The organism is Sphingobacterium sp. WOUb80, assembly GCF_050058145.1.
GTDB lineage: Bacteria > Bacteroidota > Bacteroidia > Sphingobacteriales > Sphingobacteriaceae > Sphingobacterium.
In genome coordinates this window covers 1,665,535-1,689,955 of record NZ_CP165617.1, presented here as the reverse complement: position 1 = coordinate 1,689,955, position 24,421 = coordinate 1,665,535, and the positions used below count along the sequence as shown (strand labels likewise).

The 24,421-nt window shown below is 37.3% G+C and carries 27 protein-coding genes; 12 read left to right on the top strand and 15 right to left on the bottom strand.

Features of this window, described 5'->3' with window-relative positions; translation table 11 throughout:
• Nucleotides 1-18: 18 nt before the first annotated feature.
• From AB1Z56_RS06865 to AB1Z56_RS06835, 7 genes are all read right to left on the bottom strand, one after another.
• The gene (locus AB1Z56_RS06865) at nucleotides 19-1,059 is read right to left on the bottom strand and encodes an alpha/beta fold hydrolase (protein WP_426791522.1); all 1,041 of its coding nucleotides are present in this window, start codon (nucleotides 1,057-1,059) and stop codon (nucleotides 19-21) included.
• Between the two features lie 43 nt (nucleotides 1,060-1,102).
• Complete coding sequence (locus tag AB1Z56_RS06860) at nucleotides 1,103-1,540, bottom strand: hypothetical protein (protein WP_309359367.1); 438 nt, start codon at nucleotides 1,538-1,540, stop codon at nucleotides 1,103-1,105.
• Nucleotides 1,521-2,549: a heme-binding domain-containing protein gene (locus AB1Z56_RS06855; protein ID WP_426791521.1), complete on the bottom strand. Its 1,029-nt coding sequence runs from the start codon at nucleotides 2,547-2,549 to the stop codon at nucleotides 1,521-1,523. Before AB1Z56_RS06855 ends, AB1Z56_RS06860 begins: the two co-directional genes overlap by 20 nt.
• A gap of 120 nt (nucleotides 2,550-2,669) precedes the next feature.
• On the bottom strand, nucleotides 2,670-3,443 hold the full coding sequence (locus AB1Z56_RS06850) for a DUF1223 domain-containing protein (RefSeq protein ID WP_426791520.1): 774 nt from the start codon (nucleotides 3,441-3,443) through the stop codon (nucleotides 2,670-2,672).
• A 52-nt stretch (nucleotides 3,444-3,495) separates the two neighbouring features.
• Nucleotides 3,496-3,954, bottom strand: a complete 459-nt coding sequence (locus AB1Z56_RS06845) for a protein-disulfide reductase DsbD domain-containing protein (protein ID WP_309359373.1) — start codon at nucleotides 3,952-3,954, stop codon at nucleotides 3,496-3,498.
• A gap of 225 nt (nucleotides 3,955-4,179) precedes the next feature.
• Nucleotides 4,180-5,475: an epoxide hydrolase family protein gene (locus tag AB1Z56_RS06840; protein WP_309359375.1), complete on the bottom strand. Its 1,296-nt coding sequence runs from the start codon at nucleotides 5,473-5,475 to the stop codon at nucleotides 4,180-4,182.
• A 245-nt stretch (nucleotides 5,476-5,720) separates the two neighbouring features.
• Nucleotides 5,721-6,542 (bottom strand): helix-turn-helix domain-containing protein, encoded by an 822-nt coding sequence (locus AB1Z56_RS06835; RefSeq protein WP_426791519.1) that lies wholly within the window; start codon nucleotides 6,540-6,542, stop codon nucleotides 5,721-5,723.
• 196 nt (nucleotides 6,543-6,738) lie between these two features.
• On the opposite strand from AB1Z56_RS06835, the gene AB1Z56_RS06830 reads away from it, so the two are divergent.
• The 4 genes from AB1Z56_RS06830 (at nucleotide 6,739) to AB1Z56_RS06815 (ending at nucleotide 10,603) form a co-directional block, all read left to right on the top strand.
• Nucleotides 6,739-7,650: a hypothetical protein gene (locus tag AB1Z56_RS06830; protein WP_426791518.1), complete on the top strand. Its 912-nt coding sequence runs from the start codon at nucleotides 6,739-6,741 to the stop codon at nucleotides 7,648-7,650.
• A gap of 98 nt (nucleotides 7,651-7,748) precedes the next feature.
• Nucleotides 7,749-7,871 (top strand): hypothetical protein, encoded by a 123-nt coding sequence (locus AB1Z56_RS06825; RefSeq protein ID WP_426791517.1) that lies wholly within the window; start codon nucleotides 7,749-7,751, stop codon nucleotides 7,869-7,871.
• A gap of 234 nt (nucleotides 7,872-8,105) precedes the next feature.
• The gene (locus AB1Z56_RS06820; RefSeq protein ID WP_426791516.1) at nucleotides 8,106-9,932 is read left to right on the top strand and encodes an alpha-galactosidase; all 1,827 of its coding nucleotides are present in this window, start codon (nucleotides 8,106-8,108) and stop codon (nucleotides 9,930-9,932) included.
• A 206-nt stretch (nucleotides 9,933-10,138) separates the two neighbouring features.
• Nucleotides 10,139-10,603, top strand: coding sequence for a GNAT family N-acetyltransferase (locus AB1Z56_RS06815; RefSeq protein ID WP_426791515.1), 465 nt, complete (start codon nucleotides 10,139-10,141; stop codon nucleotides 10,601-10,603).
• A gap of 120 nt (nucleotides 10,604-10,723) precedes the next feature.
• On the opposite strand, the gene AB1Z56_RS06810 is transcribed toward AB1Z56_RS06815, so the two are convergent.
• From AB1Z56_RS06810 to AB1Z56_RS06785, 6 genes are all read right to left on the bottom strand, one after another.
• A complete protein-coding gene (locus AB1Z56_RS06810) occupies nucleotides 10,724-11,446 on the bottom strand; it encodes a hypothetical protein (RefSeq protein WP_309359384.1) in 723 nt (240 codons plus the stop codon).
• Nucleotides 11,447-11,792: 346 nt separating this feature from the next.
• Nucleotides 11,793-12,827 (bottom strand): hypothetical protein, encoded by a 1,035-nt coding sequence (locus AB1Z56_RS06805; RefSeq protein WP_426791514.1) that lies wholly within the window; start codon nucleotides 12,825-12,827, stop codon nucleotides 11,793-11,795.
• A 229-nt stretch (nucleotides 12,828-13,056) separates the two neighbouring features.
• Entirely contained in the window at nucleotides 13,057-13,545 is a 489-nt protein-coding gene (locus tag AB1Z56_RS06800) for a GNAT family N-acetyltransferase (RefSeq protein WP_309359388.1), read from the bottom strand.
• Between the two features lie 236 nt (nucleotides 13,546-13,781).
• Entirely contained in the window at nucleotides 13,782-14,327 is a 546-nt protein-coding gene (locus AB1Z56_RS06795) for a hypothetical protein (protein WP_426791513.1), read from the bottom strand.
• 2 nt (nucleotides 14,328-14,329) lie between these two features.
• Nucleotides 14,330-14,539 (bottom strand): hypothetical protein, encoded by a 210-nt coding sequence (locus AB1Z56_RS06790; RefSeq protein WP_426791512.1) that lies wholly within the window; start codon nucleotides 14,537-14,539, stop codon nucleotides 14,330-14,332.
• A gap of 992 nt (nucleotides 14,540-15,531) precedes the next feature.
• Nucleotides 15,532-15,894, bottom strand: coding sequence for a winged helix-turn-helix transcriptional regulator (locus AB1Z56_RS06785; protein ID WP_426791511.1), 363 nt, complete (start codon nucleotides 15,892-15,894; stop codon nucleotides 15,532-15,534).
• Nucleotides 15,895-15,961: 67 nt separating this feature from the next.
• Between AB1Z56_RS06785 and AB1Z56_RS06780 the strand changes: the two genes are divergently transcribed.
• Nucleotides 15,962-17,084, top strand: a protein-coding gene (locus AB1Z56_RS06780; RefSeq protein WP_426791510.1) for an IS3 family transposase whose coding sequence is annotated in 2 segments (ribosomal slippage) — nucleotides 15,962-16,215 and nucleotides 16,214-17,084 — 1,125 coding nt in all. Because the reading frame shifts where the segments join, the coding sequence is not laid out codon by codon here.
• A 120-nt stretch (nucleotides 17,085-17,204) separates the two neighbouring features.
• Here AB1Z56_RS06780 and AB1Z56_RS06775 read toward each other — a convergent pair.
• On the bottom strand, nucleotides 17,205-17,792 hold the full coding sequence (locus AB1Z56_RS06775) for a chromate transporter (RefSeq protein WP_426791509.1): 588 nt from the start codon (nucleotides 17,790-17,792) through the stop codon (nucleotides 17,205-17,207).
• Between the two features lie 49 nt (nucleotides 17,793-17,841).
• Nucleotides 17,842-18,894 carry a flavin monoamine oxidase family protein gene (locus AB1Z56_RS06770; RefSeq protein ID WP_426791508.1) on the bottom strand — a complete coding sequence of 351 codons (1,053 nt, stop codon included), beginning with the start codon at nucleotides 18,892-18,894 and terminating at the stop codon, nucleotides 17,842-17,844.
• A 173-nt stretch (nucleotides 18,895-19,067) separates the two neighbouring features.
• Between AB1Z56_RS06770 and AB1Z56_RS06765 the strand changes: the two genes are divergently transcribed.
• From AB1Z56_RS06765 to AB1Z56_RS06735, 7 genes are all read left to right on the top strand, one after another.
• On the top strand, nucleotides 19,068-19,967 hold the full coding sequence (locus AB1Z56_RS06765; RefSeq protein WP_426791507.1) for an AraC family transcriptional regulator: 900 nt from the start codon (nucleotides 19,068-19,070) through the stop codon (nucleotides 19,965-19,967).
• A 97-nt stretch (nucleotides 19,968-20,064) separates the two neighbouring features.
• On the top strand, nucleotides 20,065-20,352 hold the full coding sequence (locus AB1Z56_RS06760; protein ID WP_426791506.1) for a hypothetical protein: 288 nt from the start codon (nucleotides 20,065-20,067) through the stop codon (nucleotides 20,350-20,352).
• 172 nt (nucleotides 20,353-20,524) lie between these two features.
• Nucleotides 20,525-21,565 carry an NAD(P)-dependent alcohol dehydrogenase gene (locus AB1Z56_RS06755; RefSeq protein ID WP_426791505.1) on the top strand — a complete coding sequence of 347 codons (1,041 nt, stop codon included), beginning with the start codon at nucleotides 20,525-20,527 and terminating at the stop codon, nucleotides 21,563-21,565.
• Between the two features lie 29 nt (nucleotides 21,566-21,594).
• The gene (locus tag AB1Z56_RS06750) at nucleotides 21,595-22,347 is read left to right on the top strand and encodes an SDR family NAD(P)-dependent oxidoreductase (RefSeq protein WP_426791504.1); all 753 of its coding nucleotides are present in this window, start codon (nucleotides 21,595-21,597) and stop codon (nucleotides 22,345-22,347) included.
• 13 nt (nucleotides 22,348-22,360) lie between these two features.
• Nucleotides 22,361-22,897 (top strand): OsmC family protein, encoded by a 537-nt coding sequence (locus AB1Z56_RS06745; protein WP_426791503.1) that lies wholly within the window; start codon nucleotides 22,361-22,363, stop codon nucleotides 22,895-22,897.
• 134 nt (nucleotides 22,898-23,031) lie between these two features.
• Nucleotides 23,032-23,328 (top strand): thioredoxin, encoded by a 297-nt coding sequence (gene trxA, locus AB1Z56_RS06740; protein ID WP_426791502.1) that lies wholly within the window; start codon nucleotides 23,032-23,034, stop codon nucleotides 23,326-23,328.
• Between the two features lie 88 nt (nucleotides 23,329-23,416).
• Entirely contained in the window at nucleotides 23,417-24,334 is a 918-nt protein-coding gene (locus AB1Z56_RS06735) for a ketopantoate reductase family protein (protein WP_426791501.1), read from the top strand.
• The last annotated feature ends 87 nt before the right edge of the window (nucleotides 24,335-24,421 follow it).

The window sequence follows — 24,421 nt, the reverse complement described above, 5'->3', positions numbered from 1 at the left end:
GTTGTTCAGTAAGTAGGATCAGTTTGTTAGCGCCATAGTGTCTGCCTCAACAATGGCTTGAGCGAAAGCTTCTGGAGCTTCTTGGGGTAAATTATGACCTATACCACCGGTAAGGGTATAGTGTTTGTATTTCCCTGTAAATTTTGAAGCATAACTCGATGGCGGAGGAAATGCGGCTCCATTAGCATCGCCTTCCAGTGTGACCGTTGGAACGGAGATAACAGGCAATTTTGATAGTTTTGCCTCCAATCTATCGTATTGTTTTTCTCCCTGGGCTAGTCCAAGCCGCCAGCGATAATTGTGGATGACGATAGCGACATGATCTGGATTGTCAAATGCCAGTGCAGTACGTTCGTAGGTCGCGTCGTCGAAATTCCATTTTGGCGATGCTGTTTTCCAGATCAGTTTATTAAACGCCGCAGTATTTGCCTGATACCCTTGATAACCCCGCTCAGTTGCAAAATAATATTGATACCACCATAAAAATTCAGCGTTTGGTAATAGTGGGTTTTGGTTTGCTTTTGGTGTACCAATTAGATACCCACTCACGGCAACTAGGGCAGTACAGCGCTCCGGCCAGAGTGCTGCAATAATATCAGCTGTTCTTGCACCCCAATCAAAGCCAGCAATGATCGCCTTGTCAATTTTCAGTGCGTCCATAAACTTGATGATATCAAGAGCAACGGCCGACTGCTGTGCATTACGCATTGTTTTGGACGAAATGAATGTTGTTGTTCCGTATCCGCGAAGGTAGGGAATAAGAACGTGATATCCCTTGGCGGCTAGGAGCGCCGCTGACTTTTCGAAACTATGGATATCATAAGGCCATCCATGCAGCAGGATAACGACGCTGCCGCTTTGAGGTCCAACCTCGGCGTATCCAACGTTCAATAAACCCGCTTTGATTAGCTTCGTATCCTCAAAACTTGTCCTGTCGCTACGATCTACTCCGATCCGCCCTTCAATCAACAAACTCTGTGCTTTGATGATAGCCCCATTGGCTGAAATCAGCAGCGACAGGACAACTAGTCCAAGACATATAATTAGTTTGATATGCATGATTTTAATATTTTATTGAACTTAATTTTAAACAATTCAAGAATTACTGAGGAAACTTGACAACCTCATGGTCGAGGAAGTTTGCTATGCGCTGATCCTTGTTCTGACCGGAAGGCATCTTTCCAAATTCGATCCCATATTCAAGATTTCCCTTTGTATCGGTTTTTAATGTTTCAACACGCAGCAATTCACCGTTTACCTTGCTGCCGAAGTAATTGGGATCATCTTGCATCTGATAGGTAACGAGCTTGAAAGAGGAGCGGATCTGTCTTTTGTTGGAGCTCGACAACAACGAAACTGCCTGCTGGTTTCCATAGAGCGCAGACATGGTTTGCCGTTCGGGATTAAATGACGAAGAAATAAACATGAGATCGCCCGCATCGAACATAAAACGGATTTTTCCAGCATCACTTTCTACATTTTTAGAGCAGGATACAAAAATTACGCTACTTAGTAACAGTTTAAATAGGATCTTTTTCATTTTGTAAAGTTTTTAGATAGTTCTCGATTAGTTTCTTGGAGTTTACTTTTGGCGGTACATTAAATAAAAAACCTGTAGACGCGGCGAGCTGTCTATGGCAGCTGATGCAAGATTGCTGTGCAAATAAAGCTGTCTTTCCTGTTGGTTTCAATTCATGTCCATTAAATTTTGCAAATCCCCAACCCTCCGTCCCAGAGTATTTTGCCTTATCTTTAACCATGTATTGCATATTGACAAAATCACCAGGAACTATTTCGCCATTGGCTTTTTTTGTCTGTTTGAAAACAGCTTTTGCAATCGCGCTCCCATCTGGCCAGGGATGAAAATTTTCTGCTGCAATAGCTTTAACCGCAATATCATTTCCATAGATTATTCGTATGCTGTTATCGATAAGCGTACTCATACCGATCACTTTCCAGCTTTTAAAGTCTGCATTGTATGTTATGCCATTCGGTGAAACCGGAACTTCAGCTTTTGCTACTCCTGAAGCTGCAAATGTCTGTTGTACTTGAAAAGTTTGTATTGTGTCAGCAACCGTATTCAATGGGATAAACGTATCTTTTTCTGAAAGTGATAAAGCAAATTGCTTAATCGTCTCTATTTCAATTTTGGAGAGTTTCGATTCTGGATGCGTCAATATATAGCTGGGAAGTGGCATTTTCCCGGCCTTGACCATATTGAATATGGCATAAAACTTTCCTTTTTTTTCTGCTTCGGAAAGTTTGTCCCATTCAGAAAAGTTCATGACTTCACGGGCTCTTTTGATATCCTTGTTAACAATCCACGAAATCGGAGCGATTTTATCAAAGAATGAAAGCTGCTGGGTATTGGAATGACAATTGTAGCATGAGCGTTCCAAAATAAATGATACTTCTTCCGGAACGCCTTCTAGCTGGCCTTTAGCTGAAGCTTGGGCTATTGGCTCATTGAAAAATTGTAAGACAATGAAACTAAGTCCTAGACACAGTAGAGTAATCGTCAGTAATTTATTTCGTTTTATGTGCTTCATGATATTCTCCTTTTTTTATTAAAATTATAGCGTCAGACCTTCTCTGAAAAGAGGAAAGATGTTGAACCCGACATATTGATCCTTTAAAACGGCATATCTGTTGTCGAAACAGACAGCATTTTATAGACTAATGCTCGTTGCGTCAATGATTTCACCAGACTGTTGATTTTGCTCAAATACAATAATTTCATAATCTTTATCTGCGTCCGGGAGATTAAATGAAAAGCTATCCTTTGCTTTAAGTATACGGCGCTGCAATTGCCGGACAATCTGCACATGTGAAAGGGATTTACCTGCGTTTTCGCCAGCCGTGACCTGTGATGAAGCCTGCTTTTGGACAAGGACCATCAGGATAGTTGAATGCCGTGATAATGACGATGAGCTATAGCTTACCTGAACATGACGTGCCTCATTTCTATCTATTTTAATAGCTAGATTTTCAGGATGGTTTTCCTGTATCGCCGATTGGATACCGCTCAGCACTTTGCTTGTTTCAGAACCGACCATCTCTGTCTTACCATTGATGACCAATTGTGGTGTGTATAATGTATGGAGCTTCATCCAAGAAGCATATTGCCGCTGCCTTTCAGTAAATTCAGCTTTGCTGAAGCGATCCTTCCAGCCCTGATGATCCCAATAATCAACATGAAAGGCCATGATAAACAATTTCTTGTTTTGGTTATCTTTCTGAAGTTTCGCAATCAGCTCATCTGCCGGAGGACAGCTCCAGCATCCTTCGGAAGTAAAAAGTTCAACTACAGCAAAGCTTTTGTCGCTCTTATCTGCTTTGATGTCTGCCAATCTATGATCATCTGCAAATCCTTTAACAGTCATGATCATGGTAATAATTAGAGGGAGACTTAAAATATATAGGATGTCTTTTAAAGTTTTCATAATATAAATTTTAGTTTATTACAGAAATTCTTTTGGGTTTCTGCGAGCCTACTTATGGCCGCAGTTTTAAAGAAAAGCCAAAGTCTTGTGGCGGTACGCAAATTTCATCGCTGCATTGCATAAATTGGATGGTTCCCTTTACCAAGCCGTTTTTTCCCTTTATTTTGATCTTTTGGCCAAACGTTACCTCATCCTCAAAATAGGTTACCGGAATACCCAACTGTTTCTCCAATTTGCTGAGCGGCTTGGGTTGACTAACAGCCCCAATCAATTCATAAGATTTGTTGGCTGTGAACTTGAAGTTCATTCGGATGGGGCTATTGGGACTATTTCCAAGTGCATAAAGATGCCATCCAGCAGGTATCTTGGCTTTGATTAAAATTTCCCCTTCATCGCTCGATGTTTTTTTAAGTATACATTCCCAGCTAATCTGACCCGAAGAAGTTTGTCCTTTGGTATAACCTCTGAATAACATCAGGAGGCTCATCATTAAAATTGCTAATCTGTACATTTTCTTGATTTTTATCTGTTGGAACTTTTCTATATTCAGTTGAATGCGTTTAATCTGCCTCTTTATTGAAAGAAAATATTAGTTTGTATTTCAATGTACAACTGGAACAAGATTTATGAGCCCGATGACAAATAGATCTGTTTAAACGGGCTCTTTTATCTCTGAAATGGCAACTAAATATTCTTCGAATACATAGGCACATGTTAAGAAATCATTGTATTAAAATCAGTGTAATCTAAGCGGTTTGAATGCAGCTCTAAGCTCTTCGGCAAATACCTGTGGCTGTTCCCAGGCCGCAAAATGGCCGCCCTTAGGTGCCTTATGGTAGTAAAATAATGAAGGATAAGCCGCTTTCGACCAGCTTTCAGGTGCTTGATAGATTTCATGCGGAAATACTGAAATGGCCACTGGAACTTTGATGTCCTTGGTCTTTTGATGATCGGAGCTAAAATTATTATTACTATTTTCCCAATAGAATCTTGAAGAAGAAGCGCCAGTATTTGTCAGCCAGTATAATGTTATATCATCAAGTATTGCATCTCTGCCAATTATAGTTTCTGGATGGAGATCACTTTCGCTCCACTCAGCGATTTTTTCGTAGAGAAATGCAGCTAGGGCACTAGGAGAGTCGGAAAGTAAATAACCAGTAGTCTGCGGTCGTGTCACCATCATTCCGCCATAGGCGGCATTTTTCCCAAAAAAGGCACTTAGGGCCTGATAAGCATTGCGTTCGTCTTCTGAAAGTGCCGTTGGAGCAGGGTCTCCTGCATTTATCTGCTTAACTAGATCAGAAGGAATTGTCGCCGGCATTGTCAAGTGGATTCCCAAGAGACCTGAGGGAGCCTGTCTAGCTAATGCATCGGAGATGACCGAGCCATGGTCGCCGCCCTCCGAGACATATTTTGTGTATCCGAGGCGTTTTACCAATACATCCCAGGCTTTTGCTACACGATCGGGATTCCAGCCTATTTCTTTAGGGATTTCTGAAAAACCATACCCCGGTATTGCTGGTATAATTACGTCGAAAGCATCTTCTGCTTTTCCGCCATAACTGACAGGATCAGTTAATGGGCCTATTGCACCAATAAATTCTAGTGGCGAACCCGGCCAGCCATGGGTAAGGATCAATGGCAAAGCATTGGGTTCTTTGGAACGTACATGAATGAATTGAATATCTAATCCATCAATATGGGTAACATACTGTGGAAGAGCATTGAATTTTTTCTCCAATTTCCTCCAATCATAGCCAGTGCCCCAATAGGACACAAGATCTTTAAGCTGCGCAAGTTGAATGCCTTGTGATTCATCTTTGACGGTTTCTCTATCTGGAAATCGGGTCTGGGCAATACGTTTTTTAAGCTCGTCAAGTTTTGCCTGTGGAATGTTAATTTTGAAGGGTCTTATTTCCTTATTGAGTGTCGAAAAAGACGCAGGTGTTTCATAATACTGTGCATTTACAATTGTAGGGATACTTAATGCGTATGTTACCGCTAAAAGGATTGTTGAAAGTGTTGTTTTCATTGCTTCTGGTTTTTGATTACTGTTCTAATTTTCTTGTTAAGACAAATTTAGATCAGGCAGAGGGGCATTTAAAGAAACAATAGGTTCAACTGGACATATTGGCTGTCGAGTTGGTTATATAGCGGCATGAACAGACATATGCTATAGATACCCAGCGAGCGGGTTAGCAAAAATATAGTTCTATAAAAAGTCACTTCGACTATTTTGGCAGGAATACCGCCAACGATCAGGACAGGATCTGATTATTAAATTTCTGAGGGGTTAAAACCATAGTGCTTTTTAAAAGCAGTTGAAAAATGAGAAGGATTTTTAAATCCCACTTCGAGATACACATCATTCACTTTTTTGCCCTCTTCCTTCAGCTTGATATAAGCAGCTTCCAGACGACGTCTAATTAACCATTTCTGGGGACTTAGGTTGCTAATCTTTTTAAAGTCCCTTTTGAATGTTGCTAGACTTCGGCCAGTATAGAATGCGACCTGTTCCATCGTCAGCTCGTCCATATAATTTTCATTCAAAAATTCCAAAATATCGATTTTCCAAGGCTCCGCAAAATCAAATAAAATGGGAAAGAAGATTTCCGAATTGTTTAATAGGGCATAAATGCCCTCCTGTAATTTAAGCTGTGCAACGCCGTCCGAAGGTTTTAGTTTCTCATCAAAATAGGGGACCAACGACTGAAAAAGACTTGTAATATCTGCTCTCGCATCAATTTTAAAAACATTCCTATCCGATAATGGGGCCTTTTTGGGCAGATTATTTTTGCTCAGTTTACCGTAAAATTCGCGCAGCAGTGTCCGATTGAAAGTCAGGGAAATTCCATTGTATAAATCGTCACCTTTACTATTCTTATACATCAACAAGCGGTGGTTACGACGTATAAATGCACATTCTCCAGCTTGTATGGTAATCTTTTTATCCCTATCTTCAATCACTTGTTCGCCCGAATATAGGTAAAGTAGAACATGCTCTGGAGTTGCATGGATACATTTTTCGCTAGATTCGGAAAAACAAGAGAGAAAGATGCCTGAATAGTTTATAGTTTTCAACGTTGTGTTCTGATCCATTTTTTATTGTTTGCTCGCTTGAAAGCCAAGCAAAAGTACTACATTCTAGTCATTAAAATCTTTCTGTAAAGCTCAATTTATAATTTCCAAACACGTAAGAAGACAAATGAAAAAGGTCCTGTTTCAAAAGATAAACTACATTTGTTTTCTCTTTTTCCTTCTTTCTAATAACAGCACAGCACAAACAGACAAAAAAGTGTCTAATAGACCTATGTTACATGAGCGGTCAATTGTTTTTAACACGGATAAGAAAAATCGTATAGGGCTACCCTTTGGGTATGCCAATATTTCAAAACAGCCAACTATCGACTCTGTACTTTCCGTAATACAAGATCCAAGGAAATCGGGAGCTGTCAGCACGCTGAAATTTAATAAGATAATTGAAAAAAAACTTGTATCGCTCTCCGAAGAATACGATATTTCATTTCCATACAATAAAAGTGTCAATGAAAAATATGATAAAATTAAAATTGCTTCCAATTTCATCCCTTATGGTGACTATTCATTGCATTTTATGGCCGTATACAATACTGTCCGTTATGCCCAACCCTTTATCGAAAAGATATATTTAATTTCGATAAAGGACAATAAACCTATAGATATGATGCGAATATATCTGCATCGTGAAGGAGAAATGGGATTTGCAGATTATACCTTGTTTTATATCGACAAATATTATAGGATCTCTTTGCAGGACTATGAGTTTAATGACGATCCTTTTAAACCTAAACCGACACATCAGTATCAGGTTTTAGTCAATGGAAAATTTTCCAGATACTACGATCAGAATGGTTTGTATAGAAGTGAGGAGGAACAAGGGTTGGTGAAGAATCACCGCAAGGAAGGAGAATGGTTAGAATTTAAATCAAATCATTATGTGAATTTAGCGGAATATCCAGCATTCACAGATAATTATACTTATTTGGAAGCAACCTATAATAATGGATTGCCAATTGGAAAATGGAGTTATTATAAATTATTGCAAGAATATAATGCAGAAACGGGGGAGCCGATAGTCCATACAAGAAAAAAAGGATCGTTGATTTATACCGAATCTTACGAAAATGGCACATTGGAAAAACGGGAATTTTATAAAGACGGTAAATAATCAGCATACTCAATTTCGTGCAATCGATTGCATTTCGAAAACTTTTCTCCAAATTGTTTAAATCTCCTATATTTCATTCTCCAATTCGTCGATAAACCATGAGATTTAAGTTATTTCTATCAGCACATACCCTTGCATTAATCCTTATAGGTTCAGGCAATGGATTTGCACAGACCAAAGAATACGAGCACCGTGATTGGATGATGTGTCAATCAGGCTAATATCAAGCGCATATTGTCGCTAAAGATCAAGATATTATACTTGAAAACGGACTTGTACGTCGCTCGTTTAAAATAAAACAAAATGCTTTTTGCTATGATTTTACAAACCTCGTTACCGGACAGCAGCTTATCCGTGCTGTACAACCTGAAGCACAGCTGCAGCTTAATGGCACATGGTATAATGTAGGTGGGGTCTATGGCCAAAAAGAACGCGCCTACCTGAGACCAGAATGGATGAATGATTTTACAGCCAGTGATGAAGACTTCATCTTTGTAACCTATGAAATTCGTGATCTGGATCCACTCTTGAATTGGAACGGTGAAAAATGGTGGGCCACCCATAAGTCCGCGGCTAAGGGGAAGGTGTTGATATTCAGTTATGCTAGTCCCAAGACATCGGGCCTGTCAGGGATAACTGTAGAAGTTCATTATGCCATTTACGATGATATTCCGCTGATCAGCAAATGGGTCACCGTAAAGAATTATAATAATCAGGAAGTACAGATCAACCAGGTTATCCACGAAAAACTGGCATTGGTCGAGGAAGAAAGCGCTGTAGTCGGTTCGGTTGAGGACATGAAAAAACAGCATGGTTTGTATGTTGAGAGCAACTTTGCTTTTAACAATGCGATGCGCTACCATCTGAGCGACCAGTCATTGCATTGGAGGGCAGACACTACCTATACCTCTCAAGTAAATTACGACTACAAAACTCCAGCTATTATGGAAGTTTATCCGAAGCTTGGCGTAGGTATCAAATTGCAGCCGAAAGATGATTTCGTATCTATTCGTTCTTGGGAACTATTGATGGATAGTTACGACCGTGAACGTAGAGGCCTTGCTATCCGAAAAATGTACCGTTTAATTGCACCATGGACTACGGCTAATCCAATATTTATGCACCTCGTCAGCAAAACAGACGATCAGGTATATTCAGCTATTGATCAGTGTGCTGCCACTGGATACGAAGCGCTTATATTAAGCTTTGGGAGCCACATCAATATGGAGGATACCACAGCTGCAAATCTTTCAAACCTCAAAAAAATAGCTGATTACGCCCATCATAAAAACGTTAAAATTGGTGCTTACTCCTTGTTCAGTTCACGTAAAATAAGTGAAGCTGACGATGTGATTAACCCCAAGACAGGTAAAACAGGTGGTGCCTTCTTTGGGAATGCGCCATGTTTTGGTTCTGTATGGGGAATAGGCTATACAAAACGTATTAAAACATTCTTTGAAAAAACTGGTTTTGATATCTGGGAAAATGATGGTCCTTTTCCGGGTGATCAATGTGCCTCGACCAGTCATCCCGGTCACCATGGCCTTGAAGACAGTCAATGGGTACAATTTAATATGCAAAAAGAACTTTATCACTGGCTCAACGCTCGTGGAGTTTATATAAATTCGCCGGATTGGTATTTTCTAGACGGTTCGAACAAGACGGGGTTGGGGTATCGTGAAGTGAATTTTTCGCTTCCTCGTGAAAACCAGCGCATACTCAACCGTCAAAATATTTTCGATGCACTTTGGGAGGAGAATCCGTCCATGGCATGGGGCTTTGTGCCGTTAACAGCCTATCAAGGTGGAGGCAAAGATGCTGTATTAGAACCGCTCCAAGAACATAGGGAAGACTACAAGCAACTCATGATGCAATATTACGGTGCTGGAGTCCAAGCCTGTTACCGAGGTCCGCGTCTGTACGACAGCGAAAAAACCAAGGAGACTGTTATTGATGTCATTCAATGGTATAAAAAATATCGGACGATCCTAAACTCAGACCTGATCCATCTTCGTCGGGCTGACGGGAGGGACTGGGATGGCTTTTTACATGTCAACGCAACTGAAACAGGATTCAAAGGGCTTGGTATGCTATTCAATCCATTGAAAACCGCGATTACGCGAACGATAAAACTTCCATTGTACTACACAGGATTAACTGGTCGAGCTAAAATAGGCTTTGATGATAAATCGACCAAAGAAGTATCCCTAGATCGTGAATCAAAAGCAACGCTAAGCATTACTATCCCAGCAGAAAGTTATCGCTGGTTTACAGTGAATTAAATAAAGAATTGCGAATTTAAATCTAATCCTGTTAAATTAACACACTAGCTGAAGGTAAGCTCCAGTTAGTGTGTTAAAGAATAATCAAATGATAAAATAGTTATTGGCGCTTACAAATTTTCTATATTGCGGCCATCATTCTGGCCGAATGTTACAGGCACTATTTAAAAGGATTTATCAGGAGATATTAATTTAAGATCTTACGTATGGGAACAATTATCAGACAAGCACAGGAGAATGAAATCAATCTATTAATCAAGTTTGAACAAGGCATTGTTGAAGCGGAGCGACCTTTTGACAATACATTAAAGGATGGTGAAATTCATTATTATGATCTCTTAGAATTGATCAGGTCCGAGGAAGCAGAAGTCCTTGTCGCAGTTGTTGAAGATCAACTTATCGGATCAGGCTATGCCAAGTTGTTGGATGCTAAGCCCTATCAGAAATACAAAAAGTATGCATATTTGGGGTTTATGTATGTTGAACCTGCATACCGAGGTCAAGGCATTAACAAATTAATTCTAGAGAGATTGATAAGCTGGGCCAAAGCAAGAAATATCTCAGAAGTTAGGCTACAGGTTTATGATGAAAATACCATCGCAAAAAATGCTTATCACAAAGTCGGATTTAAACCCAATTTATTGGAGATGCGAATGGAAATCGACGGCTAATTGAGAAAAGATCCTACTAGCAAACATTCAGCACAAGACAAAAAAGCCCTCATTTAAAAAAAAATTAAATGAGGGCTTTTTTTATGCGTAATTCACTGCTATTATTGACAGTTATTTTCATTAACTATTATGTTCTATTTCCTCAATAATTTCTTTGGCAGATTTGATTACATTTTCATTTAATTGAATAACCATATCTGCCTGAGAGGCAGCATTAATTAGAATTCCTTTTACTTTTGGAGAAGCATTAATTGCTCTGTACATAATGTCAGGATTTGTATTCGCATTCGGGATTGCCACCAATTCGTCCGCAAGCTTAAAAACGAGCGAATTGTAGTATGCCTGCCAATCGTCTTTTGCTGGAACTGTTGTTTGATAATATTCCAAAATTCCTGTTTTTAATTTCCGGTCCTTGATTAGACCAATTTTCCCGCTAGAACGAAAGCCTTCATAATTTCCGGTATTTCTAATTTTGAAAATAGGATTGAGGTTCATCTTGATACGATCATTTGGAGTAACTTTAGTCAGACTGTCAATTTTTTGCTGGTTAAGATCTCCATAAAATTTACAGCCTTTCGATGTATATGCAAGGTATGAATTCTGTTTCTCTAAATCTTTGATATCCTTTTCTAGATCAACTTTAAGGTCTTCCAAAAACTCTTTTACTTCTTGTTGCTCATGCCGATGTTCACTCCAGCCATGAAGCCAGATGGATAGGGATACCGCAAAAACAATAATAAAAATCTCTATGGAAATTTCTTTCAATTTTTCACCAAGGCTATGTTTTGGTTCCTTTGCAGTCTTGTAAATTTTCTTTGTGTGCTTAATGATTTCGTCTTGCATTTTACAGCTTTAAGTTAATATAGAGATGATTTTGTCAAATATTGGTGCTAACACACAAATATGCAAAAGTTTGGCAGAACACACAAATTAATAACTTGTCAATTATAAGTTATGGAACTAAAAATTGATAAGGTTACTGCAGCAGACTGAGTAACATCAATTCATTTTTTTGCAGCAAATGCGTTTTGGTTATGATCGAAATAGAGATAAATACCTTTTCCCTCTGTCTGCGCAGCACGACAATTCTCCGCCCACTTAGCTAGTCCAAAACTTATTTTAATCTTTTTTACGAAAGGACATTAGATAATTGCCTTTAATTTCCAGTTAGCAACGTACATATTGTAAGCTAATTTAAGATATTGATATTCTCAAGACTATGTTCATTAACTCCATAATATCTAAACTGTTCTAAAAGAAAAGATTTGGTATCATCGATACCGCAATATGTTTTCAAGAAATCAGAAACATTCATTTTACTCAAATCCTCCCGTTTCATAAATTCCTTCAATCTGTCTTCTCCCATCTTCTTGACAAAATAGTTTGTGACAATGGCATTGAAAACAAAGTGGGGATTTGTCTCATCATCATAGTAATAAAAAGAATCCAGGTCATCCAATACTTCTGGATGTTTTAAGATATGCGGTGCGAGCTTACGGAGATGGTACATAATTGGTTTACCAGCAGCTCCACCAACGAGATTTGTGAATCCATCCATTAAAATAGCGGGACTTTTTGGGAAAATTACCGTCAATAGACGCAACAGCTCATGCTTATGCAATTCAGCAGAAGAGCTAAACATGATACGGTTTTTAGCATCGGTAAGCCCGCATACACTGCTTTTTGTAGACATCATATTGGCCACATAATCATATCCCCTTAGCCGAAATAAAGCCTCACAGCCCGGTGCATAAACATATCGCAGTTTATAGGGGACTTTCTTGTCGAAATATCGCTCGATGTTATTTACATATTGGTTGATTTCGTCAATATGTGCTTTGGAAAATGTTTGATCCCGCGGAACGTAGAAATCAAAATAATTATCGGAAATCATTTTATAATCCTCCTTTTGAATCTGGAATCCAAGAATATCCTGCATTCTAAGGCCCTCGGCAGTTTCCTTTATGATAAAATTCTGTATAGCATATAGCATATCGGACTGACTATCTTTACCTGTAATCAACATAACTTTAACTTTGTAGTGGTTTTCTGAGACTTTTGACAAACCTAAAATTGTCTGTTCGCGATAGGTATACATGCCATAAATCCACGATTCATAACTATCCTTTTGTGGCAATTCGAGTACTTTATCAGAATACCAAAAATTAGCAACATTTTTCCCTGTAGCCCTAGCTTCAATTGCATCGGTAAAAAAATTAATCAATCTTTGATTAATCGAGCTGACGGTATCCACATTATTGAATTTAAATTTTACCTGGGACAAACTGTTAGTCACAAAAAACAAGCAACTAACCAACGTAAGAAAATAGCATTTAAACATAGTTATCAATTTAGTATATTTCAAATAGTCCTTATAGGGCCTATTTCGGAAGACCTCTCCGGCATTAGTTTTTTTACATTCTGGTAATGAATGCCTCCTTAAAACTATTAGTCTAGCCGTCTAGTCTATAAATAAATTCCTCGATCTCAGCTTGTCGTGCATTTGCAAAACCACGATCTGCACCTATTTTAACAAAGCCACAATTTTCCAATACTTTTTGTGAGCCTATGTTGTCAAACGCTACACGCCCGTAAATGGGACGGATTGTTTCAAGTGAGAGAAAGTCTTTAAGTGCTCTTGTCGCAATACCTCGTCCCCAAAATTTTCGATCAATCCAATAGGTAATTTCGGCATCTTCTCCAATTAGAAACTTTGCAATACTTCCAACAATGGTTCCATCAATTAGAATTGTCTGGTTGTTGATACTTGGCTCACTAAGAAACTTACTGTATTTCTCAAGATACGCCTCCTTATCTAAAGAGCTACTTGATGTAAAAGCGGCAAGATGATTTGCTTCTTCATTTAGTTGAAATCGATAATGTGTTTCTAAGTCAGTAAATATTGTCTGTCTAAGAGTAAGTTGAAAGTTATGGTTATCCATGCCTTTTTATGTTCGGTTTACTTTCAAATATACTGATTGTAAAATAATTTTAGATGAAATCACCTACCATTCCGGTTATCGACCTTTGGCTTTCCGTTATTTTTATTTCAGTTTAACCGATGCCAATTTGAAGAAAACCCAGTGACGTCTAGAAGAAAGGCTGAACAAGGGCAGAAGTTGGCCCGCCAATATGTACCCTTATCGGCAAAAAGTATAAGATTCTAATATCATTCAGATTATTGAGCCCATATAGGGAGACAGGGAGATATCTCGATTACTGAAATCGTATCCTGATAGTTAAATACAATTTCAGGTACCATGTCATTCTCACCTATATCGACGCCCTTAACCGAGGAAAACAGATGTAGGTACCGTTTTACAAGTGGTATGGTATGAGCATAAAAATTGGCTATTTTTTCTGGGCTAAACTCACAACTACCATTTCTCCTGCCTTTAGACCGTGCATGGCATAAATGGATATTATCAGTGTAAAAAAGGATCATTTCAATCCTATTTTCCGGATAAAGGGCTTTGATATCTTGTAACATTTGAAGATGCATCTTGTTCGCTATATTGACCTCCACAGCAAAATTCTCATCATCGTTCAACAACATCAACAGCTGTTCCTCAAATCGTCTATATCCATCTTCTACACCCAGCGCAGCGTAATGTTGAATAAAGAAGTTTGGATCAAGTATTTTGATTCCTTCGGGAATGAAATATTGTCCACAAGTACTTTTCCCAATATGAGGCGGACCGGCTATTAAATATATTGTCGCCATGATCAGATATTTTGAATTGTCCCATCTCTATGTTCCTCAACTATTTTCCCATCCTTGCTATAAACCAATGGTTGCTGGCAAGAAAACAAATAGGAGCGAATGCTTTTTTGTAGTTCTCGCCTCCATTGGATCTTCTCATCCGCAGACATGGTAAATGGATCTTTCTTCATTTTTCCAATTTTGACAAGCTCTTCTTGGATTATCCTTTTCATTTAAAAATTAAGTTTATATTAACTATGCTACACAGTTAAATATAAACATATATTAATATATTTTAAAAAAATATTAATACAAAAAACTATCAAAATCTGGTAAATATACTTTAAGTGGGAATAAACGCTTACTAGAGAAGTTGATAGACGCTATATAAGCTATTTATCAAGAAAGTATAAGAATTATACAATTTATTGTTAAAGTTTATGCTACAATTAGGATTCCTTAAGAGGTGAAGATAAAATTTCAATAGATATCTAGCATGCTGTTAAGATGTCTCTATCGATGGAACAGTTTTTATATTATGGTTGTGCAGACTCCAAAATTGTTATGGCTATTTATGATCCGAAGCGGATAGGAATCTGCCTGCCCTGAAGCAGTCTCAGTTCTTTTATCAGAAACTTTTAAACGGAGAATAAAAGTGCTCAGAGGTCAGTTTAGGGGGAGATGCTATCAATTTCTTTCCACCCATATTGACCAAATTATTCGTTTAGGCCAAAGCTTTTGAAGAAGCGCCCTTTAGGAGTGTTTAAAAAAAACTCAATAAAACCTCTCGAAATGAAAATCCCTCTAATTATTTAAATTACAGGGATTTGTACTTTTTCTTATGCTTTTGAAAGGTTTGAAAAACCTTCTCAGCGGAAAGGGAGGGAACCGAACCAGCTGCTCCCAGGCCGTTTAAACGTACTTTTTAGGGTACTTTTTTATGAGTGCCACGAATATGGATTTTTATCTTGTGTCAAAGAATCATCATCCGAAATGATTAATCAAAACTACATTAAATTTTTAATATAGTTAACTTCAAAAATGTATACTTGTTATAAAATTTCATATTTTATTCTTACAACAAATATGAAATTTATCTTGTAACAAAGAATTATAATCCAAAACGCTTTAGTCCAAAATTTATATTTGAATTCTTAACTAGTCAAGCTCATAAAAATTGAATATTGTTTATTCCCAAATTTTTTAGATGTATAGTTTAATAAAATCAAAATTCTTCGATACCGTTTTTCTTAAAATATTCAGCTTTATGCTCTAATCCCCAAGCTTCCATAGAAAGTGTGAGAGGTAGTATTTTATTTCCAAAATCTGTAAGTTCATATTCCACTTTTGGAGGTAATACTGGATATATTTTTTTCACTAAAATGTCATGGTCTTCTAATTCTTTTAATTGCATTGTAAGAGATCGCTTGGATGCATACGGAATAGCTTTTTCAAGCTCACTTGGACGCTGTATTCCTCTACTAATACAATTTATTATACAAGGTTTCCATTTTCCTCCAATAATATCCATTGTAACCTTAATTCCACAATCATAGTGTTTTTTCTTTTTGTGCTGACCTCTCCCCAAAAAACTGGAGCATTTAAAAGTAGGGAATTCGGTTATGAATTACTAATTTTAAAAGGGAGGAAAAACGATGAAAAAATCAAAGTTTACCGAAGCACAGATCGCCTTTGCGATCAAACAGTCCGAGACCGGTACCCGCGTGGAAGAGGTCTGCAGAAAAATGGGTATCAGCGAGGCTACATTCTACAACTGGAAGAAGAAATATGGCGGTCTGGGCGTGTCGGAGTTGCGTAAGCTTCGGCAACTGGAAGAAGAGAATGCGCAGCTGAAAAAGCTTGTGGCAGATCTTAGTCTGGACAAACAGATGCTACAGGATGTATTAAAAAAAAGTTTTAAAGCCTTCGCAGCGTAGAACAATGGTTACGGGCCTCATTTCTGACTATCGAATTTCCCTACGCAGAGCATGCGAGGTATCTCTGCTGAGCACCTCAGTTTGGTATTATAAACACCATAGACGTGATGACGGTCCGTTACGCCTTCGCATAAAAAGCATTGCAGAAACACGTGTCCGTTACGGCATAGAACGGATTGTTGTTCTATTGAAACGTGAAGGTTGGCGTGATAATCCAAAAAGGATTTATCGAATATATAAGGAAGAGGGCTTAAATCTCCGGGTGAAACGGCCCAGACGCTGCCGCGCCGCCGCTCATCGATCCGAGAGACCGGTTTTCTCCAATTTACATGACTGCTGGAGTATGGACTTTGTCGCTGATGCGCTGTTCGATGGCAGGAAGATCCGCTGCTTAACTATAGTGGATAACTATAGCCGTAAATGTATGGCTATTGAGGTTGGACAGGGTCTTAAGGGAACTGATGTTGTTTCTGCTTTGGAAGAACTCAGGCTGTTCCAACAGGCAAGGCCCAGGAAAATCCAAGTGGATAACGGATCGGAGTTTATTTCCAAGGATGTCGATAGGTGGGCATACGAACATCAGGTGGAATTAGTATTTTCCAGACCGGGAAAACCAACAGATAATCCGTATATTGAGTCATTCAATGGAAGTTTTCGGGACGAGTGTCTAAATGCGCATTGGTTTCTTTCATTGGAAGATGCGAAGGAAAAAATTGAAATCTGGAGGGAAGAGTACAACACCTTCAGACCCCACAGCTGTTTAGGGGATATGACGCCCGAAATGTTTATCGAAACACAGGTGAAAACAACAGCGGAATTTTCTACTTTAGAACACTCCTAAATTCGGGGAGAGGTCAGTGCTCGTACATATTCTTAAATTATATGTGGCAAAATTTTGCCATATAGGCAAAGTTATACTCCTGTTGCTTTCTAGGCTACATATCAATAACTTTGTTTGAGATCAGGTAAAAATACTAAAATTTTGACGCCTTTTTATTAAGTAATTTGTTATCCCTGCTCCAAGGATTAAAACAATCTCATTAATGCCAAATAATGATAAAATAAAAACCAACAAACACAAGACAATAAGCAAAAGGTTATTTTTCAATGTCTTATCATATAATCGAAAAACAGTCCCTAACACTTGTGCAGTAGTCGCAGGCCGTATTCCGTAAATTATTTGCTGAACATCAGGAAGCGTGCTGTATCGCTTGTAAAAATATCCGAAAATTAGGCATATGATCATTGCCGGAATAATATAACAAATACCGGCAATGATTAATCCTATTCGACCACCTCTTTCTTTTCCACAATGCATAACTACCTCCACAGAATTAGGGCCAGGAATGATATATGATGTACTTAAAACATCCATAAAATGCTCATGGTCTATCCACTTTCTTTTAACAACCATTTCATTTTCAATGGTGGCAACCATTCCTGCTATTCCTCCAAAGCCAATAGTACCCAATTTAAAACATGATATAGCGATCTCACGTAATTTTTTAGCTTTACTCTCAAATTCGCAGGTATTTTTTTGTATTGGCATTAATGATATTTACAACAATTAAGAAAATTGTTTCTACGATAAAGATTAACTAAAGTTTATCGACTAGTCTTTGAGCTGCAATAACTGCTCCTTCCATATATCCTGGAAATTGAGTGGCAGTTTCAGTGGCTCCAAAGAAAAGTTTTCCACTCATATATTCTTTCTGCAAAACAGGGTGTCCATTGTTCTGATGTGGTCGGTGGATAATTTGACTATCCGCGAGTATAAATTCGTCAGTCCACACCTTATCGGAATAAGTAGTGGGGGTTAAAGATTCTTCACCTAACATATCAGCTAATTGGCGTAATACATATTCTCTCCTTACTTCGGGCAAATATGATGCAGCACCTCCATTTAAAAATCCTGTAAATCCAAATTTATTTCCTTCATAGTTTGTGTGATCATACATTTCAGTTATTATGCCTGCATGGCTATATAACATTCCTGAAAAACCTTTATTCCTCCAAAATGGTGTTTTGTACTCAATTGCAAATTTTATTGCCCCCGCCATCCAGGTTTGAACGCTTGGCAATAGTTCATTAACTTCCTCAGGCAGTGATGGATCGAAGTTAATATTTTTGGCAATTAATTGTGGTGGTATACACAATATTACCTTATCTGCAACATGAACTTTTCCGTCCTTGGTTATGACGTTTATTTTTTCTCCATTTTCCTGGATAGCAATTACTTTGGAATTTAATAGAATATTATCCGATAATAATTTTGAGGCTAAGCTATCAATAAGCATTTGTGTCCCTCCAGCCAATCTATACGATGGGTTATCTGATTCAGGAACATGGAATTCTTGTGGCGGTTCAAATGATTTAGTTTGAAAAAGTGATATCCCCCTGGAATACTGAGGATAGATACTATTACCCAAATCTGATATCAATGCGAGTAAATTCGGATGCATTTCAGAAAACCAAGTTGCCCCAAGTTCCAGCGGAGTCTGTAAAGATCCTTTTATGGTTTGTATTCTACCACCTAGCCTTTCTGACGCTTCTAAGACTTTGGCATGTATGTTTCTTTTAGACAAAAGATATGCAACCGTAAGTCCACTTAAACCTCCTCCAATTATTAAAATTCTTTGATGATCCTTCATTGTTTGGCAAATTTTTTCTCTGCAAATTTCCTAGTTTGAAGTTGTCATATTGGTGGAATAATCGGAAAAAGAATGGTAATAATCTGCAAAACTATTCAAACAGGCAGTAAGATTTCATAAACCATAACTTCTATTTAGTAATTTAGTTCTGTATAAATAATTGAGTTATTATTATGGCGAAGCAAAATATTGTAAAAATTGACGAATATCATTTGAATAAAAATCAACCTGATAAGCCGCAATTTGTTATTCACGATTTGAATGAATATCTCAAAACCAACCAATGTCAAGCTGTAAAACCTCATATTCATAGCTTTTATCAATTAATTTGGTTTAAAAAGGGGAGTGGTGAACATTCTGTTGATTTCAAAACATACAATTTTCTAGATAATGCAATATTTTTTATTGCTCCTAACCAGGTTCACTACTTTGATGACAAAACCGATTATGAGGGAATACTTATTCATTTCAACGAACTATTCTTGGTTCAGGACCAGAGCCCAATGGAATTTTTTCTAAATTATAATTTGTTTAATAATCCCTACCAACAACCATCTTGTTGTATTGGAACAGGAATCGAAGATATTTTGGATGAATATATATCCCAGATTAAAAAAGAATTAAAAAGTGAGGAGACATTTGGTAAGGAACTTATCTTGAAAAATTACCTTCAATCTTTTTTGATCCAGGTACAACGAAAGAAAAGTGAGTTTGAAAAAACTACAGACCATTTATCTACATCTTTAGATGAAAAGAGAATGCAGCTCGTTAAGTTTTTAAACCTGATTGATGAGAATTTTGTGAAAGGATTAAGTGTTGCGGAATATGCACGTTTGCTTTTAATCTCGTCAAGAAGTTTGTCTGATTTAACGCAACAACAGATCGGCAAAACCCCTTCTCAAATGATTCATGAACGTATAATATTGGAGGCCCAGCGTTTGTTGATCTATTCAAATTTAAATATTAACCAAGTTGGATACAGGTTGGGATTTGATGATCCATCATATTTTGTGAAATATTTCAAGAAGTATACAACTCTTTCACCGCTGGAATTCAAAAAATCCATTTCTTAAAATTACCATTTCTTTTCCCTTTTATACATTGTTTAATATGCTTAATGAATAGACCTTTGTTTTAAGTATAAGTTTTAAAAATTAAACATTTATTACAATGGCAAATTCGTATTTAGAGATTACATTAAAAATTGATGATGCTGACAGAGCAAGCGCAGCTGGAGTTTATACAAAATATAAAACTCCTTTTCTTGAAAACATTAAAGGCGCTACATCAAAAGAGTTACTGATAAGAACTGAAGATGTACAGGTTTTACATGGTTTTGATTCAGAGGAAAATGCTCAGGAATACTTAAAAAGTGATTTGTTCAATGACGATGTTGTAACTGCACTTAAGCCTTATTTAAAGGATAACCCTGATGTAAGAATCTATTCGGTAGTATAACATACTGTCTGTCCTGATTAACTATTTTTTTTATGAAGAGCCACAATTTTATTTGTGGCTCTTTCATTTTGCTTAAAAATACCATTTGTTTTCCTTTCTGCCCATTGTTCACCCTGCACACATTATGGAACTTTGCATTAAGATTTTAAAATACAATTGAAGGATATACAAAATGATTGAGGTTAAAGGACTTGCGGCATATAATAGTATTACAGGACTTGCTCCGTATTCTTTTAAAAGGAACTTACCGCTCAGTAATGAAGTTTTAATTGATATACTTTATTGTGGCATCTGCCATGCGGATATTCACCAGGCAGAAAATAACTATGGAAATACTGTCTATCCATTCGTTCCAGGACATGAAATAGTAGGACGGGTAAAAGCAATAGGGAATGATGTAACAAAGTTCAAAAATGGAGACCTGGTCGGTGTGGGTTATTTTCTTGGATCTTGTGGACATTGCCCAAATTGTTTAAACCATGAAGAACAGTATTGTGAAAATGGGATCACGCCAACTCAGAATGGCAGACTTCCTGGAGGAGAAACAACAAAAGGAGGATACTCTGATTCTATTGTCGTAAATGAAGACTTCATCGTAAGTATTCCTAAAAATCTGGATACTGCTCGTGTTGCGCCACTGCTTTGCGCTGGAATCACAACCTACTCAGTATTAAAATATAATTTGGTGAAGCCTGGTCATAGGATTGGCATTTTGGGTTTAGGTGGTTTAGGCCATATGGCTGTAAAGTTTGCTGTGTCCTTTGGGGCTGAAGTGACTGTGTTAAGTTCAACATCTGAAAAAGAAAAAGATGCAAAGGACTTGGGTGTGCACTATTTTATAAATACCTCTGATAAAGATGAAGTTAAACGTTTAATAGGCAGTTTCGATTTTATTGTGGATACGGTTTCAGCTAAACATGACATCAATCTTTACTTAAGACTTTTAAAAAAGGATGGGACACTGGTATTATTAGGTGTTCCAGTCGATAATCCAATTTTGGGGGTTGGATTATTGACCTCCCTAAGAAAAAAAATAACAGGCTCTTTTGTCGGAAGTATAGAAGATACGCAACAAATGCTAAACTATTGTGCTACAAAAGGAATAACTGCTGATGTCGAATTAATATCACCTGATTATATAAATATTGCCTATAAAAGAATGATTGAGAGCGACGTGAGATACAGGTTTGTAATCGACATGAAAAAACTATAAAAATATATATAAAAATTAAATTAAAGATCATGAAACAAGCGTTAATTATCGGTGGAACAACCGGAATGGGAAAAGCAACAGCAGAACTTTTATTGAAAAAAGGAATCGAGGTTGTTATTGTTGGCAGGGCTGACAAAAATTTAGACAAAACAAAAGAGGAATTGGCATCTTTTGGTACTGTAAAGACATTGGCTCTAAATTTATTTGATAGTGATGAAGTAAATGCTTTCGCGGCATCATTGTCTCAGGAAACTCCAAACTTAAAATATCTGGTAAATGCCGCTGGTTATTTTAGCCCAAAACCATTTTTGGAGCATACGGAAGAAGAATACGATATCTACCATAATTTTAATAAAGCATTTTTCTTTATTACACAGTCTGCAGCAAAAATTATGGCCGCAAATGGGGGAGGTTCAATCGTTAATATCGGTTCTATGTGGGCAAAACAAGCTATTAAAGCAACACCTTCATCAGCTTACTCAATGGCTAAAGCTGGATTGCATAGCTTGACTCAACACTTGGCTATGGAATTGGCAGAAAGTAATATCAGGGTAAATGCTGTTTCTCCAGCTGTTGTTGTTACCCCTATTTATGGATCATTTATTGAAGAAAGCAAAATTGAAGAAACCTTGCAAGGATTCAATGCTTTTCATCCAATCGGAAGAGTTGGTAGGCCTGATGATATTGCTAAGACAATCGAATTTTTACTGTCCGATGAAAGTTCTTGGGTTACTGGCGCAATCTGGGATATTGATGGTGGTGTAATGGCTGGAAGAAACTAAAATCGATTTTAAAATGCTAAATGATATAAATCTGGCAGCACTAAAAGATTATGCTGCAACCATTTCTGAAAACCCAAAAGAAGGCATTTCTTCTTATGGTATAACGGCTAAATGGATGGGTGGTGTCCAATCCGAGATTAGTACCCATAATCAATTCGTTGGATCAAAAGAAGTGGTTAAAAATTTCCGCTTTACCGTCGGCGAACCTGAGGAATTGTTAGGGGATAATAAATTTCCTACCCCACAAGATTACCTATTAGGTGGAATGGCAGGGTGTATGATGGTTGGTTTTGTTATCCTGGCTTCGGATCGCAACATTAAGCTTGAGAGTGTTGAACTAAAAATAGTCGGTTCATTAAATCTTCTAGGTATGCTGGAACTTGATCCATTGGCACCTGTCGGTTTCCCCGACCTGGCGTTCAATTTTAATGTAGTAGGTAACGGTACTCAGGAACAATATGACGAAATAATCCGCCATGTTCAAAAAATATCACCTAACTACCGTACAATTTGCGATTCAGTCAAAATTTCCATTAATGGTGATATTTAAGTAGAATCTTTAAATCTATTTTACAATTGTAAAGTGTTTACAGCTCTAAATCAGGTATTTATCTTATTGGATTGAATACCTGATTTTTTATTCCTTAAGTGAATATTAGTAGTCAACAATAAATATATTAAATAATGCAGCTTACAGATAAAATTAAGTCAGATAAACCAACATTAGTAAATTTTTATGCAACGTGGTGCGGTCCATGCAATATGATGAAGCCACAAGTTGAAGAAGCCGCTCAAGAGCTTGGTGACAGAATTCATTACGATAGGATTGACATTGATCAAAACCCGGAATTGGCCGAACTATTACAGATAAGAAGTATTCCTACAACTATAGTTTTTAAAAACGGGCAAGTCAATTGGAGGCAAACAGGAATTTTACCGGCTTCCTCTATTATAAAATTGGTTGAAGAAATTATTGGGTAAATAAATATTGGATAGAGCAATTTTGCTCTTTATATAATGATGAAATGTTTTTACGCATTCATGATTTTTACTAAAAATATGTCTTGAAATGAAAATTCTAATTGTAGGAATTGGGGGTGTAGGGGGATATTTTGGAGGGTTATTGGCCAAACATAAAAGTAATGAGAACAAAATATACTTTATGGCCAGAGGAGAACATCTTGAACAGATTAAAACTAGTGGATTGACTATTGTCTCCCAGGATCAGAAATGGATAGTTTACCCTGACATAGCCTCAGATAATCCCGAGGATTTTGGATTAGTCGATTACGCTATTATTTGTACTAAAAGTTATGATCTGAAAGAGACCGCACAAAAAATTAAGTCATGCATTAAGGACGGGACAGTTATTATCCCTTTACTTAACGGTTTGGATAACTCTACCTTACTTCGCAATTTATTTCCTAATGCATTAGTTGCTGATGGTTGTGCGTTTACAATTTCAAGATTGGTTTCTCCAGGGAAAATTGAAGTCAAGGGTAACAGTCACAAAATAATTTATGGCATCCAAGGTACTGTTGACGTTCGACTAAACTATCTTTCAGAATTATTTCATAAAGCTGGAATTGTTTGCAAATTAACGGAAGAAATAAATATACAAGTTTGGCAGAAATTCATATTTATAGCTGCTATTGCAACAATAACTTCTTACTATTTATTATCATTTGGGGAGATTAAAGCAAATCAAACATATATAAGTGAATTTGCAGATCTTATTAATGAATGTATTTCCCTTGCGCTAAAAATGGGTATTCTTTTGGAACCTGATTTTAGTGACATTGTTTGGAATAGATTTCTACTTCTACAGCCACAATCAACATCTTCCATGTGCGCTGATTTTATGGCTCGTAGAGAAAAGACGGAAATTGATTCATTAAGTGGCTTTGTAGTAAAAAAAGCTCAAGAATACAAACTTGAGGTGCCACAATTCAAACGGATGTATGAAGGTATTTTAGGTAGGTATTAATTTTTTCTTTTACTTATGAAACAAACCATAACGGCAGCTATTGCTGTTATGGTTTTTAATCTCTTTCCAACGTTAATATTGGCGCTT